Below are 13,584 nucleotides of genomic sequence, written 5' to 3'. Positions count from 1 at the left end.
GTTCTCCAGCCGCTTGTAGGCGGGCAGGATCTCGTCGTAGCTCCAGCCGGTGTTGCCCTCGGCGGCCCACGAGTCGAAGTTGGCCTTGTTGCCGCGCACGTAGAGCATGCCGTTGACCGAGCTGGAGCCGCCGAGCACCTTGCCGCGGGTCATCGGGATCAGGCGGTCGTTCGCGTGCTTCTGCGGGACCGAGTACTGCTTCCAGGTCACCAGCTTCTTGAGCTGGGGAACCGTGTGGACCATCGAGATCATGCCGGGGCGGGTGACCAGCTGGGTGTTGTCCTTGCGCCCGGCCTCCAGCAGGATCACGCTCGCGCCGCGCTGGGCGAGCCGACCGGCCAGCACCGCACCGGCGCTACCTGCGCCTACGACGACGTAGTCGGCCTCGTTCGCTGAGCCCGGGGAAGCGGTCATATCAGTTACCTCATCTTCGAGTGTGCCTGGCATCACTGTAGAACAAGTTCTAGTCTGCCGATCCGCTGGACGCAATGTCCAGTCGCGAGATCAACTGGCCGGAAACGCTGCCCCGCCGCAGGTCGGCGTGGTTCAATCGTTGTGAAACACGTTCCAATTTCGTGATCATAGTGGCACCATGCCCGAGGAGGAACAGTGTCTGTTCCGTCACTGCCCGCCGGATTCGATTTCACCGATCCCGCGCTCTGGGCCGACCATAGTCCCGCCGAGGAGTTCGCGCTGCTGCGCAGGACCGCTCCCGTCTGGTGGAATGCGCAGACCCCGCAGCAGGCCGCGCCCATGGACGACGACGGCTATTGGGTTATCACCCGGCACGAGGACGTCAAGGAGATCTCCCGGCGACCCGAACTCTGGTCGTCGAACATCAAGGGCTCCATCATCCGCATGCCCGCCGACTCCGAGCCCGAACAGCTCGCGCTGGGGCGCGAAGCGCTGCTGGTGAACATGGATCCGCCGAAACACACCAAGATTCGGCGGATCGTCTCCAAGGGATTCACCCCGCGCGCCATCGAGGGATTGCGTGCGGCGCTCACCGAACGCGCCCGGAAAATCGTCCGCGAGGCCAAGGCCGCGGGCGGCGGGGATTTCGTCGAGCAGGTGGCGTGCGAACTGCCGTTGCAGGCCATCGCGGAACTGCTGGGCGTGCCGCAGGACGACCGCCACAAGCTGTTCACCTGGTCGAATCAGCTACTGAACTACGACGATCCGGAATTCGCGGGCAACAATATGACCGCCAATGCCGAACTGCTGGGCTACGCCTACAACATGGCCGAACAGCGCCGGGCCAATCCGGCCGACGATATCGTCAGCCAGCTCGTGAACGCCGACGTGGACGGCGAGATGCTGGGCTCGGACGAATTCGGATTCTTCGTCATCCTGCTGTCGGTCGCGGGCAACGAGACCACGCGCAATGCCATCGCGCACGGCATGAAAGCCTTTGTGGACAACCCGGACCAGTGGGAGCTGTACAAACAGCACCGGCCCCGCACCGCGCCCGACGAGATCGTGCGCTGGGCGACACCGGTCACCGCCTTCCAGCGCACCGCCGTGCGTGACACCGAACTCGGCGGGCAGAAGATCATGGAAGGCCAAAGGGTCGGATTGTTCTACAGCTCCGCCAACTTCGATGACGAGGTCTTCGAGCGGCCCTTCGAATTCGACGTGATGCGCGACCCCAATCCGCATGTCGGGTTCGGCGGCACCGGAAACCACTTCTGCGTCGGCGCGAATCTGGCCCGGCTGGAGATCGACCTGATGTTCAATGCCATCGCCGACGCCATGCCGGACATCGTCGAGGTCGAGCCGCCGCAGCGCCTGCGGTCGGGGTGGATCAACGGCATCAAACACTGGCAGGTGCGGTACTCCTGAACCGCGGCGGTCGCCGAACCCGTTCTATATTCGTGCTTGTGACCAATCTTCGCGAGATTCCGCTGCGCACGTTGTCCGACAAGCCCACCACGCTGGCCGAACTGGCTGGCGACAAGGTCGTGCTGGTGGTCAATGTCGCCTCCAAGTGCGGGCTGACCCCGCAGTACTCGGGCCTGGTCGAACTGCAGCAGACCTACGGGCCGCAGGGGTTCACCGTCGTCGGCGTGCCGTGCAACCAGTTCATGGGCCAGGAGCCGGGCACGGCCGAGGAGATCGCCGAATTCTGTTCGGCGACTTACGGTGTCGACTTCCCGCTGCTGGAGAAGAGCGACGTCAACGGTGAGGGGCGGATTCCGCTGTACACCGAACTGACCGCCACCGCCGATGCCGCCGGGGAGGCCGGGGACATCCAGTGGAACTTCGAGAAGTTCCTGGTCGGGCGGGATGGGGCGATCCTGGGTCGCTTCCGCCCGCGCACCGAGCCCAAGGATCCGGCCGTGACCGGTGCCATCGAGGCCGCGCTCTAATCGAAAATCGGCCGTGCGCGGCGGCGATACCGCACCGCGCACGGCTGCTGCAGCTGCACCACCATCTTGGAATGGTCGTTGCGGTAACTCATGGCTGGCTGTGCCAGCTCGAATTCCCAGTCCCGCAGCAGGATCGAGAAGATCGCCTGCAACTGCATGAGCGCGAAGGCCGCGCCGACGCAGCGGTGGCGGCCCGCGCCGAACGGAATCCAGGTCCAGCGGTTGGTCAGATCCTCCTGATTCGGGTCCAGGTAGCGGGCGGGGTCGAAGCGCTCGGGATCGGGGAACGACTCCGGAATCCGGTTGGAGACAGCGGGACTCGCGGCTACCAGGTCACCGGGGGCGATGCGGTGGCCGCACACCTCGAACTCCGCGCGGGCCACGCGCATGAGGATGATCAGCGGCGGATGCAGTCGCAGGACTTCTTTGAGCACCGCTTCCAGGTTCGGGATCCGGCGTAGGGCGTGATAGCTCACGTCGGATCCGTCGGCGTAGAGCGAATCCAGCTCGGCGACAACGGTGTTCAGAGTATCGGGGTGCCGCAGCAGCTCGATGATCGTCCAGGCCGCGGTGCCGGATGTGGTGTGGTGCCCGGCGAACATCATCGAGATGAAGATGCCCGTGATCTCGCTGGGGGAGAAGCGGAGGTTGCCCTGCTCGTCGGGGATCGACACCAGCACATCCAGCATGTCCCGATCGTCCTGGCCCGTCGCGGGATTCGCGAGCCGCCCGGCCATGATGTGGCGGACCCGCTTCACCAGCTCCCAGCGCGCCTCGTCGCGGCGGCGGAAACTCTCGATGGGCGCGTAGGGGTCGACGTAGCAGTAGGCGTCGGTGCCGCGCTCCAGCTCGTGGTACAGGTGCGCGAAACGGCCGTCGAGCTCCTCGCGGAACTTGGTGCCTATGAGGCAGGCCGAGGACGTGTAAATGGTGAGTTCCGCGAAGAATTCGAGGAGATCGATCTCGCCCTCGTCGCCCCAGCGGGACAGCATGCGGTCCACCTCGCGGGCGATGGTGATGGCGTGGCCGCGCATCTGCTCGGCACGCAGCGCGGTGTTGTGCAGCATCTCCTTGCGACGCTCCGGCGGCGCGTCGAAGACCACGCCCTCGCCGAAGATCGGTTTCATGAACGGGTAGGCCGCCGCCTGATCCAGTTCGTCATCACCTGCGCGGAAGAAGAATTCGCTGGCTTGCGCGCCGGTCAGCAGGATGACGTCGCGGTCGGCCAGCCGGAAGGAGCCGATGTCACCGCATTCCCGACGGACCCTTGCCATCAGCGCGATGGGGTCGGTGCGGAACTCCTCGAGATGGCCGTGTTCGTGCTCGCCACCGGATACCGCGCGCGGTTGGGTCATGTGCGACCTCCCGGATAGACGCCTGGCTGTTCAGCCTGTCAGCTTTTCAGCACCCGCAGCGCGGATTTCTCCATGCGGTCGGCAATTTCGGCGTAGGAGGCGTAACCCATGCCCGCGCGCACCAGTGCGCCTGCGTAGATCATTTCGAGCGTCTCGACGAGTTCCGGATCCGCGTCGGGGCCGAGCGCATCGATCAATCGCCGCCGGATCTCACCGCCGATGCGCAGACGCAGATGTGCCACATCGGGGTCGGTGCCCAGCAATGCGGACGTGACTGCGCCCGCCAGCGTCGGCTCGTCCGCCATCAGCAGGGCGATCTGGCGCAGCACCGCCAGCACCCGTGTGGTCGAGTCCGGCTCGGTCCCGGCGGGGGCGTCCGTCGCGGCCAGCCGCCGCCAGAACATCTCCGCCACCAGGTGTTCCTTGGAGGAAAAATAGGTGTACGCGGTAGCCGTACCCACCCCGGCCTGCGCCGCCACCATGCGCACGGTGAGGCCCGCGAAACCCTCGCGTGCCAGCACATCCATGGCCGCCTGCGTCAACCGGTCCACGGTATCGGCCTGCTTCTGCGTGAGCCGCCGGCGAGTGGCCTCCATGCTCACCGCTGAGCGGTCGGAAAGGGGATCAGACACGTGTCCGGATGCTACTATGGCCGAGCGCGCCTAGCAACTCGCGGTATGCGTGAACCGCATGAATGAGTGCGCTGGAGAAAGGCTTTCGAATGACCTCCCCCGTGCTCATCGTGGTGCGCCGCGAATTACCGGCACTCATCGAGCAAATGGGTGAAACGCTGCCCGCGGACGAGGGTCGGGCCTTGAATGAATCCCTTCGGGCCTATGTGGGCAAGGGTGCGATTCTCGAAATCACCAGCCGTTCGGATGAATCTCCGGTCGTCGACGAAAACGACGCCCGCGACTGGCGTACGCCACTGCGCCTGCTCCTGATCGCGGACCTGGACTCCGATGCGACCGCCGACCGCGCGTATGACGACTGGGTCCACTGGATCGCGGGTGGCGGGCTGCTGGCCCTCCGCAACGCGGACCACCTCTTTCGGCGGGCGACCGCCAGTGGAAAGTTCCGGGACCTGGGTGCGACCGGCAGTCTCCACCTTCTTCAGCGCACAGCTGCATGTGGATGATCAATCAGCTTATTTGCTAGATGTTTTCGCTGCGTGTTGCTCGAATCATGCTGTCGTGTCGCATGATTCGAAACTATTATCGATTGTATGAGTGATATCGCAGATGAGATCGCTGCCGCCAATGAGTTGGTGACGCGTCTCCGCGAGGTGCACTCGGAAATAGCTGCACTGCAAGCCGAAGAGACCGCGTTGATGACCGGGCTCTACCACCTGCGCCGTGCGCAGCAACTCGATCTGGGCGTGAGCAACCTCAACGCGGGTGAGGACACCGCCACCGAAATCGGTATCGCGCTGAAGGTTTCGCAGGCTTCCGCCGACGGCCTGATCGCGCTCGGCCTGGATCTCGAGAACCGCTGCCCGACCACCCGCGAAGCCTTCGCGCAGGGCCGTATCGACCTCGCTCAAACCCGCGCGATCAGCAAGTCGCTGACCAACGCCTCCGACGAACTGCTCGCCGATCTGGAACCGAACCTGGCCGCCTACGCGGAAAACGCTGACCCGCAACGTATCCGCCGTACCGCTCGCCGTCGTCTGCTCGAAGCCGACCCGGCCGGTCAAGCGGCGCGCCGCAAGGCCGCGGAGGCTGACCGCTACGTCAGCATCACCGCCCACGATGACGGTACCGCCTTGCTCGATGGTGTCCTGCCCGCCGCCGGTGGCCAAGCCGTGTACGAGCGCCTGCGCGAGATGGCGTCCGGTCAGTGCTGCGGCAAGGACCCGCGCACCGTCGCTCAGCGCCGCGCGGATGCCCTCGTGGCGCTCGCCGACGGCTCCGGTCGTCTGGTGTGCCAGTGCGGCCAGGCCGAGTGCCCGCGCGCCGTTGTCGGTGAGACCCCGGTCGCGCGTAAAGCCCTTGTGCAGGTGGGCGTCTCCGCCGAGACACTCGCCGGTTTGCAAGACAACCCGGCCCTGCTGTCCGGTCTTGGCGCGATCGACCCCGATCTGGCGCGTCAGATCGCCCGTCACGCCCGTTTCGAGGTCATCACCGCCGACACGACGTCCGCTGCTGTTGCGGAAACCGGCTCCGCCGCCCCGGCTACACCCACCGCCACAGTCGCCACCACTGGCGGAAAACCAGACCCTGATACCGAACTGCGCTACCGGCCCGGGGCCCGCACCGCCCGGCAAGCTCGCGCGATCGACGGGATCTGCCGCGCGCCGGGCTGCCACATCCCTGCCGCTGCCAGCGATCTCGACCACCAAGACCGCTTCGACCACACCAACCCGGCCCTCGGTGGTCACACCACCACCGACAATCTCGGGGCACGATGCCGTCGTCACCACCGCCTCAAGACATTGGCCGACAATCACGCCAACGGCTGGACCGTGCGCCATCACCCCGGTCGGGTCGTCGAATGGTGTACGCCCACAGGTGATTCGGTCGCGACCGAACCCGAAGGCAGCCTCTACCTCTTCCCCGCCACCGTCGTGCCGCCGGTCACCGCCGACGGTGTTCCGGACGCTGAGCCGACCGGGTCGATTTTCGATCCGGGGGTCGCGGTCAACATCATGACCGAGCTCGTCCACGTGTACACGACCCCGGAACAACGCCGCCAGCAGGCACGCGCCCGCGCTTCGCGACGGGCTGGGATCAACATGTGATTCGGCGGCTCGAGGCCAGGTAACTCGGGGGGAAGACTACTCACGTGATTGCGCCGCAACAGGATTGCGTCGCGGTCGAATGCACCGGAAGTGTGGTTGCGTCGCCTGCCCTACCGGACTTTCGCTGACGCGACTTGGGAGCCGTTGACTCGCCTACCGGCCCACGGACTGCACGGATCACCTTTTAGAGACAACATTCAAAGACAAAGGGATTGGTTCTATTACTTGTGTTTGTTGTAGGCGCGCATGTAGTCGAGTGTGTGGGGTGGGAAGAGTTCTAGGGGGAGGATGAGGGGGTTTCGTTGGCCGAGGAGTACTGCGCCATGGCGGATTCGGATCGGGGTCAGGTGGTCGTAGGGGATGCGGTCTCGTTCGTTGCCTAGGTTGATGTCGAAGGCGTCGGGGCCGAAGCGGGTGGATAGTCGAGTGCCCGGAGGCATATGGAATGTCTTGGCGGTGGCGAATTTTCGCGCCGTGAAGGTTCGGGTTATGGCCACCACGATCGAGAATGCGACCAGTGCGAGGACCGTTCTCCAGAATGCTTCGTGGCTTCGGATCAAGGCCAGGGCCGCGAGGTAGGGCGTGCCGAACACCAGGGCGAGCATGAGGTAGCCGTTGGTGTTGTCGCGGCGGCGGGCACGAGCCAAGCGACGGGCGGTGCCTTCCTTCATGATGAAAACGGCCGTCGGGTCGGTCAGTGGCGCGGTCGGTGGTAGTGGTGGGTGCGTCGCGGGTACGGGACCTCCGTTGAGCGCGGGCGCGATATTCCTGATCGCCTCGATCGCGTGGTCGGGGAATAGTTCGCGCGGATAGACCTGGCTCCGCGGGCGTTTGGCGATTCCGACTACCACTGCCTTGGATCCGACTCTCAGCGCGGTGATGTGCTGGTATCGGACCCGTAGATGATGACCTTCGCCGGTTTGCAGTTCGAACGCATCGGAATCGAACCTGATCGACTGGACAGTGCCGGGCGGCATGCTGGCCGAATACGCTGCCCGCGCTCGTTCGACGTCCCCGCGCCCTCGGCGAATCGCCCGGGCCAACAGCCATACCAGCAGCAGCACCCAGATCGAACCGCCGATCACTCCCCACGTGAAATAGATCCACCCGACCGTCGGTACCCCGAGAACGATCATCTTGATGATCCATCCCGATTGGCGGAGGGGCGGTGTATGGAGCGCCACCGCGTCTGCCGCTATGGCATCGTTCGATTCCGTACTGGAGATGAATATGACTGTGGGATTTTCGAGCGGGAGCATGTCCGGCAGCGGGCTCGCCCAGAGTGTCGGATCATGTTGTGCACCACGCGAACTGGAATACCGATAAGGATATTCGATCACCTGTCGACCTCAGCGCTTGACGACGATTCGCGAGTTGATCGCGCACATGTGAGCAAGGGCGTGGTCCGGGATCAGCTCTCGCGGGCAGACGCTGGTGTCGGAGGTGGCAATGACCGCGATTGGGCCGCGCCGCGTTATTGAGCGGATCGCTGAGTAGGGGGTGCGGGTCCATCCGTCGGAGTACTGAAAGTCCATCGCGTCGGAGCCGTAACGGGCGGTCAAGGGGCCGCCGGGGGGTACAGCGTGGGCGTAGGACTGGCTTGTCTGCCGGAAGGTGATGATGGCTGCCAGGGTTAGGAATCCCGCGACTACCGCGAGGAGGGCGAGGGCTACGGTGAGCCCCAGTTTGTTGTGGGCTATCAGCGCGATTCCCAGGGGCATGCCTGCGAGGATCGCGGCGGTGGGTAATAGCGGGCGCAAGGCGTGGGGCGTATAGGCGCGAGCCATTCTGCGGGCTGTCTCGGGCGTGGGAACGAAAGTTGCGGTCGGGTTGGTGATGGGCGGGATCGGCGGCAGTTCGGGCACCGTTGATTCGGCCGCCGGTCCTTGAACCTGCCTTGTCCGGAGGAGTTCGATACCCCAGTCCGGGAATAGTTCTCGGGGAAATGCCAGCAGGCCGCTTCTGTAGCGCATCACGACTACATCAGGGCGATCGGTGTATACGGATCGAATTTCGCTGTAGTACATCCTCGTACGGCCGCGTCGGCCACTGCCGTCCAGTGCGTCCGGTCCGAATCGGATGGCGGTCACGGTGCCGGGCACGGAGGTCTTCGCGGCGAGTGCGGTGTACTTCCGGCGCAGACGCCCCTGATCCAGAGGGCGGGTTACCAGGGCGGTGACCAGGACTATGGCGCCGAGGATCGCGCCGGGGCGTCCCATGAAAAGCGCGATCACTCCTGCGATGCCACCCCACAGCAGCACCGTCCACATCCAGAAGGTCGGGGTGCGCAGCAATCGGGCGGCCAGTGCCTGGTCTTGCTCCCAGCCCGGATAACGCATCGGGCTGTCTTCAACTCCACTCACCCGGCGAAGCCTAGGGGTGGGGGTGGGTCTTTGCAGACCCACCGGTTTCATGGGGTCAGGGCTTGGTCAGGCCGAGGGGGACCAGTTTGTCGGAGAGGCGGTCCAGGTAGGCGAGGACTTCGGGCTCCGGCTTGTCGGGGAGGCCGTAGAGGACGTCGGTGACGCCTGCTTCGGACCAGGCTGCCAGTTGGTCTGCGTTGGGTTTGAAGGCTAGGGCTACTACGCGGGGTTTGCCTTCGCGGCCTGCTTCTTCCCAGTGCTTCATCAGGAGGCTGGTGGAGGCGGAGACGTCGGATTCGGTGGGGGTGGTGATCCAGCCGTCGGCGGAGCGGGCGATCCATTTGAAGGTCTTGTCGGTGCCGCCTGCGCCGATGAGGAGGGGGATGTGGGACTGGGTGGGTTTGGGGTAGGCCCAGCTGGGGCCGAAGTTGACGAAATCGCCTGCGTAGGAGGCTTCTTCCTCGGTCCAGAGGGCGCGCATGGCTTCGATGTATTCGCGCAGGACGGTGCGGCGCTTGTTGCCGGGGACGCCGTGGTCGGTCAATTCGTCGGTGTTCCAGCCGAATCCGGCGCCGAGGGTGACGCGGCCGCCGGACAGGTGGTCCAGGGTGGCGATCGTCTTGGCGAGGGTGATGCAGTCGCTTTCGGTGGGAAGCGCTACGGCTGTGGACAATTCGATGCGCGAGGTGACGGCCGCGGCCGTGCCCAGCGCTACCCACGGGTCCAGCGTGCGGGTGTAGCGGTCGTCGGGGAGGTCGGCGGTGCCGGTGCCGGGGTGGTTGGCGGTGCGCTTGACCGGGATGTGGGTGTGTTCGGGGACGAAGAAGGAATCGAAGCCGCGGTCTTCGGCGGCTTTGGCGGCGACGGCGGGGGTGATGCCGCGGTCGCTGGTGAACAGGACGATGCCGAAACGCATGGGGGAGAGTCCTTTCAGAGCTGCTTGGCGGCGGAGATGCCGGCGCGGCGGCCGTAGAAGCTGCCGTCGCCGAGGGAGCAGCCGGAGGCGTAGCCGCCCGCGCAGATGCCGGAGGTGACGCGGCCCGCGGCGTACAGGCCGGGGATGGGGTCGCCGGAGACGTGCAGGACTCGTGAGTCCAGGTCGGTGCGCAGGCCGCCGAGGGTGAAACCGCCGGTGTAGCCGCGCAGGTCGTACGCGCCGAGAGGAGTGCGGATGGGCTTCACCCATTCGGTCTTCTTGTTCAGGAACGGGTCGTTGCCTTGGGCGGCGTGATGGTTGTAGAGGTCGATGGTGGACTGCAAGGTGTGCTCCGGCAGGCCCATATCGCTCTCCAGTTCGGCGACCGTCTCCGCCACCCACGTGGGGGCGATGCGCAGGAACGACAGCGAGGATTGGGTTTCCATCGCCTCCTCCAGCGCGATCTCGTCGATCACCAGGTACGCCTGGTTGTCCTGGTTCTGCAACACTGCCTGGCCCATGCGGCCCGCGTAGGTGTCCTCGGTGATGAAGCGCTGGCCGCGGCCGTTCACCAGGATGCCGCGGGCCACCAGCTGGGGATCGACGACCAGGGCCACTTCGGTGGCGTCCATGTGCGCGAGATCCGCGCCGAGCGCCTGTGCCACCTGGATGCCGATGCCGTCGTGTTCCTCGACGGTGGCGGTGGGGCGGCCGAGGATCTTGGGGGCGTACTGCTCCACCATCGCGTGGTTGTAGGCGAAGCTGCCGGTGGCCAGGACGACGCCGCGGGTGGCGCGGACGTTGACAGGCTTGCCGTAGCGGGTGGCGGAAACGCCTACGACGCGGCCGGTTTCGTCGACGATGAGGCGGCGCAGGCGGACGTCGTATTCGTGGCGCACGCCGAGCTCTTCGGCCCGCTGGGCGAGGGGCTCCATCAGCATGTAGCCGCCGCCCTTCTCACCCAGCTTCTTGTCCTTGGTCCAGGCGAGGTGGCCGCGGGGCGCGGGCGGGACCAGATCCTTGAAGGGCGCGGAGTTCTCGCCGCCGGAGTACATCAGGCCCTGGTCGCCGGGCGGCTCGTAGCCGGGCTCGCCCCAGAACTCCTCTTTGAACGGGACACCGTGGGCGACCAGCCAATCGAAGTGGTCGACGCTGCCCTGGCAGTAGTCGTGGATCTTGGCCTTGTCCACGCCGGGGCCGAGGGCGGCGGTGAGGAACGCCTCCATGTTCTCGACGGTGTCCTCGAAGCCGAGCTTCTTCTGCAAGGCGGTGCCGCCGCCCAGATAGATGAAGCCGCCGGACATGGCGGCCGCGCCGCCCCAGCCGCCGGTGCGTTCCAGGACCAGGACGTCGGCACCCGAATGGGCGGCCTCGATGGCCGCGCAGACTCCGGCGATGCCGAAGCCGACGACCACCACATCGGCCTCGTGGTCCCAGGTTTCGACCTCGCTGGCCGAAAGCGGCCGGACGGTTGCGGTATCCGCCATGTCTGTGAATTCCTTACTGCGGGTAGGGATTACTTCTTCTTGTCTTTGGCCAGTGTCTTGCGAATCGCGCCGTCCAGCTTGGTGGCCGCGGGCCAGCCCACATAGTGGGCCAGGAACACCCCGATCTCGCGCAGTTGATCCGCGTCCAGCTCGCCGTTGCGCAGGGCGGCGCCGACCTGGATCTCAGCGATCTCCGCATTCCCTTGCGCGGTAATGGCTCCGAGCAGCAGCAGCCGCCGGTCGCGCAGGGACAGGCCGGGGCGATTCCAGATGTCGGCGAACAGGTGGTCGACGGTGACCTCGTAGAACGGGTCGCCTTCCAGGTTCGGGAGGTCGAATCCGTAGACCTCGGACATCTTCTTCAGGCCCGCCTGGCGGATCTCGGAGGGCTGCTGCTCGGTCATGACTGCTCCTTTGCGATCGGGCCGGGACCCACGCCGAGTCCGTCGCCCAGGTCGTGCAATGCGTGTTGTGCCAGTGGCAGATTCACATCCAGCCGGGTGGCGAGATCGAGGGCCAGCGACAGGTCTTTTTCGCCGAGGTCGCGCACGTGGCCGAGGATGGGGTACCAGAAGTCGTCGGGTTCGACGGGCGCGGTGGTCTTGCGCAGCATGATCGCGCCGGGGCCGCCGGTGTGCGAGTCGGAGTGGCGGACCACCTTGCCGAGTGCGGCGATATCGAGTCCTGCGGCCTCGGCCAGCCGCTGGGCTTCCGATGCCGCGGTGAAGGCGACGAAGTGCAGCAGGTTGCGGGCCAGCTTCATACGGGTGCCCGCGCCTACGTCACCGGCGTGGATCACCAGGGATCCGAAGCGGGAGAACGGGTCCCGGACGGTCTCGAAAGCGGTCGTACTGCCGCCCACCATGACGGCCAATGCGCCGCGCTGGGCCGCGGGTGCGCCGCCGCTGATGGGGGCATCGACGAATTCGATACCGTGCGAAGCGCATTCGGCGGCCAGCTCGACAGCGGTTTGATCGCTGATTGTCGAATGGACCGCCACTACCGTGCCGGGTTTCGCGGTTTGCAGCAGGCCGGTTATCACCGTGCGGACCTGGTCGTCGTCGAGGACGACGATCGAGATGACGCGGCAGGATTCGGCCAGTTCCGCCGGGGAGTCGGCGGCCGTCGCCCCGGCGTCGGTGAACGGTTGCACCGCATCCGGGCGCATATCGCAGACGACCAGCCCGCCGGGCCAGTCGGTCAGGCGCTGGGCCATCGGCGCGCCCATATTGCCGAGGCCGATGAAACCGATCGGGAAGTCGCTCACGACCGGAACACCTGCCCGCCATCGACATTCAGGATCTGTCCGGTCACCCAGGCCGCGTCGTCGGACAGCAGATACAGGCAGGCCCCGACCATGTCCTCGGTAGTCCCCAGCCGCTTCAACGCCATCTGCTTGACCAGCTGATCGACGAACTGCTCCGGCACGATGCTGCGGGTGGCCTCGGTATCGGTCGGGCCGGGCGCGATGGCGTTCACCCGGATCTTGGAGTGGCCGAGTTCGTGCGCCAATTGCTGTGTCAGGCTGTTGATTCCGGCCTTGGCCAGGCCGTAGAAGCCGGAGTAGGTCCAGGCGGCGGTGGAGGACTGGTTGACGATCGAGCCGCCGCCCGCTTTGGCGATGTGCTTGTGCGCGGCGCGGGTCATGTTCAGCGCGCCGTCCAGGTTCACGGCCATGAACTTCTTGTAGTAGTCCCAGGGGACGGTGAGCAGGATGTCGAGTTTCATGTCGCCGTAGATGGCGGCATTGTTGACCAGGTGATTGATGCCGCCGAACTCGGCGACGGTGAAATCGACGACCGCCTTGGCGGATTCGGGGTCGGCCACGTCGAGCTGGGCGAAGACGGCGGTGCCGCCAGCTGCGGTGATCTCCTTGGCGGTGGCCTCGCCCAGCTCGCTGTTCAAATCGGCGACAACGACTTTCGCGCCCTCGGCGGCGAGGGCCTTCGCGTAGGCCGCGCCGATACCGCGCGCGGCCCCGGTCACGATGATCGACCTGTCGGTGAAACGGCTCATGTCGGTACTCCTCAGCAGCCGGTCGCGATGAGTTTGGTCTCGGTGTATTCCTCGAAGCCGAGGACGCCCATTTCCCGGCCGATGCCGGACTGCTTGTAGCCGCCGAAGGGCGCGTCGGCCGAATACCAGATGCCGCCGTTCACGCTGAGCGTGCCGGTGCGGACGCCGTTGACCACGGTGCGCAGGCGTTCCGGATCCCGGCCCCAGACCGAACCGGACAGACCGTAGGGGGAATCGTTGGCGATGCGGACGGCATCCGCGTCGCCGTCGAACGGGATGACGGTGAGGACGGGGCCGAAGATCTCCTCCTGGGCTACCCGGGAAGAGTTCGGCAGGCC

General features: G+C 65.8%; 15 protein-coding genes. 4 read left to right on the top strand and 11 right to left on the bottom strand.

Annotation, left to right across the window (positions count from 1 at the left end; all coding sequences use genetic code 11):
- Window positions 1-414 (bottom strand): GMC family oxidoreductase N-terminal domain-containing protein (locus tag ACWELQ_RS19150; protein WP_452398388.1); only part of this gene is annotated, 414 nt, incomplete at its 3' end.
- Window positions 415-609: 195 nt separating this feature from the next.
- Here ACWELQ_RS19150 and ACWELQ_RS19145 point away from each other — a divergent pair.
- Together ACWELQ_RS19145 and ACWELQ_RS19140 are read left to right on the top strand one after the other, a co-directional pair.
- Window positions 610-1,842: a cytochrome P450 gene (locus ACWELQ_RS19145; RefSeq protein WP_452398387.1), complete on the top strand. Its 1,233-nt coding sequence runs from the start codon at window positions 610-612 to the stop codon at window positions 1,840-1,842.
- A 62-nt stretch (window positions 1,843-1,904) separates the two neighbouring features.
- On the top strand, window positions 1,905-2,369 hold the full coding sequence (locus ACWELQ_RS19140) for a glutathione peroxidase (protein WP_452398390.1): 465 nt from the start codon (window positions 1,905-1,907) through the stop codon (window positions 2,367-2,369).
- On the opposite strand, the gene ACWELQ_RS19135 is transcribed toward ACWELQ_RS19140, so the two are convergent.
- Both ACWELQ_RS19135 and ACWELQ_RS19130 read right to left on the bottom strand, forming a co-directional pair.
- Window positions 2,366-3,724 carry a cytochrome P450 gene (locus ACWELQ_RS19135; protein WP_452398386.1) on the bottom strand — a complete coding sequence of 453 codons (1,359 nt, stop codon included), beginning with the start codon at window positions 3,722-3,724 and terminating at the stop codon, window positions 2,366-2,368. The genes ACWELQ_RS19140 and ACWELQ_RS19135 overlap by 4 nt on opposite strands.
- 38 nt (window positions 3,725-3,762) lie before the next feature.
- A complete protein-coding gene (locus ACWELQ_RS19130; RefSeq protein WP_452398389.1) occupies window positions 3,763-4,326 on the bottom strand; it encodes a TetR/AcrR family transcriptional regulator in 564 nt (187 codons plus the stop codon).
- Between the two features lie 131 nt (window positions 4,327-4,457).
- On the opposite strand from ACWELQ_RS19130, the gene ACWELQ_RS19125 reads away from it, so the two are divergent.
- Both ACWELQ_RS19125 and ACWELQ_RS19120 read left to right on the top strand, forming a co-directional pair.
- Entirely contained in the window at window positions 4,458-4,862 is a 405-nt protein-coding gene (locus ACWELQ_RS19125; protein ID WP_452398385.1) for a hypothetical protein, read from the top strand.
- Window positions 4,863-4,949: 87 nt separating this feature from the next.
- Entirely contained in the window at window positions 4,950-6,464 is a 1,515-nt protein-coding gene (locus ACWELQ_RS19120; RefSeq protein ID WP_452398384.1) for a DUF222 domain-containing protein, read from the top strand.
- 221 nt (window positions 6,465-6,685) lie between these two features.
- Here ACWELQ_RS19120 and ACWELQ_RS19115 read toward each other — a convergent pair whose 3' ends face one another.
- The 8 genes from ACWELQ_RS19115 to ACWELQ_RS19080 form a co-directional block, all read right to left on the bottom strand.
- On the bottom strand, window positions 6,686-7,804 hold the full coding sequence (locus ACWELQ_RS19115; RefSeq protein ID WP_452398383.1) for a hypothetical protein: 1,119 nt from the start codon (window positions 7,802-7,804) through the stop codon (window positions 6,686-6,688).
- A 9-nt stretch (window positions 7,805-7,813) separates the two neighbouring features.
- On the bottom strand, window positions 7,814-8,803 hold the full coding sequence (locus ACWELQ_RS19110; RefSeq protein WP_452398382.1) for a hypothetical protein: 990 nt from the start codon (window positions 8,801-8,803) through the stop codon (window positions 7,814-7,816).
- 79 nt (window positions 8,804-8,882) lie between these two features.
- Entirely contained in the window at window positions 8,883-9,743 is an 861-nt protein-coding gene (locus ACWELQ_RS19105; RefSeq protein ID WP_452398381.1) for an LLM class F420-dependent oxidoreductase, read from the bottom strand.
- 14 nt (window positions 9,744-9,757) lie between these two features.
- On the bottom strand, window positions 9,758-11,230 hold the full coding sequence (locus ACWELQ_RS19100; protein WP_452398380.1) for an FAD-dependent oxidoreductase: 1,473 nt from the start codon (window positions 11,228-11,230) through the stop codon (window positions 9,758-9,760).
- Window positions 11,231-11,259: 29 nt separating this feature from the next.
- The gene (locus ACWELQ_RS19095; RefSeq protein ID WP_452398379.1) at window positions 11,260-11,634 is read right to left on the bottom strand and encodes a carboxymuconolactone decarboxylase family protein; all 375 of its coding nucleotides are present in this window, start codon (window positions 11,632-11,634) and stop codon (window positions 11,260-11,262) included.
- On the bottom strand, window positions 11,631-12,497 hold the full coding sequence (locus ACWELQ_RS19090) for an NAD(P)-dependent oxidoreductase (RefSeq protein WP_452398378.1): 867 nt from the start codon (window positions 12,495-12,497) through the stop codon (window positions 11,631-11,633). Before ACWELQ_RS19090 ends, ACWELQ_RS19095 begins: the two co-directional genes overlap by 4 nt.
- Window positions 12,494-13,246 carry an SDR family oxidoreductase gene (locus tag ACWELQ_RS19085; RefSeq protein WP_452398377.1) on the bottom strand — a complete coding sequence of 251 codons (753 nt, stop codon included), beginning with the start codon at window positions 13,244-13,246 and terminating at the stop codon, window positions 12,494-12,496. The genes ACWELQ_RS19090 and ACWELQ_RS19085 overlap by 4 nt, the downstream gene beginning before the upstream one ends.
- Window positions 13,247-13,257: 11 nt before the next feature.
- On the bottom strand, window positions 13,258-13,584 hold a 327-nt coding region (locus ACWELQ_RS19080), incomplete at its 5' end, for an aldehyde dehydrogenase family protein (protein ID WP_452398376.1).

Source organism: Nocardia sp. NPDC004722, assembly GCF_053601505.1.
Note: the sequence above shows the minus strand (reverse complement) of the source record. Positions and strands in the feature narration are given on the sequence as shown.